The organism is Hydrogenophaga sp., assembly GCF_031426985.1.
GTDB lineage: Bacteria > Pseudomonadota > Gammaproteobacteria > Burkholderiales > Burkholderiaceae_C > Hydrogenophaga.
On record NZ_JASJOY010000032.1, the window covers coordinates 1 to 486 of the forward strand.

General features: G+C 66.3%; 1 pseudogene. It reads right to left on the minus strand.

The features are described 5' to 3' along the window. Nucleotides 1-92: 92 nt before the first annotated feature. Nucleotides 93-486 (minus strand): annotated as a pseudogene (locus RMP09_RS04145) (nitrite reductase large subunit); the annotation flags it as partial.

Here is a 486-nt window from a genome sequence, read left to right on the forward strand (position 1 = left end):
GTTGAGGTCCACCACCTGGGCCTGCACGCCCGGGGTGGTGGCCGCTGCTGCGGCCAGGATCATCAGATGTCGGCGTTGCATGGCGACGGTCCTCAGGCGGGCACGAGCGGGATGAACTGGCGCGTGTCCACGGCCGCTTCCTTGAAGTCGAACCAGGGATCGGGTTCACCGTCGAGCGCGAACTGCAGGCGCTCCCACAGCGCCTTGCGGCCGGCAGCGTCGTCGAGGATGCGCTTCTTCACGTAGTCCAGCCCCACGCGGTTGATGTAGTGCACCGTGCGTTCGAGGTACCAGCCCTCAGTGCGGTACAGCTCCATGAAGGCGCCGGTGTACTCCATCACCTCTTCGGCGGTCTTGAGCTTCACGAAGAAGTGCGCCACCTCGGTCTTGATGCCGCCGTTGCCGGCCACGTACATCTCCCAGCCCGAGTCCACGCCGATGATGCCGACGTCCTTGATGCCGGCCTCGGCGCAGTTGCGCGGGCAG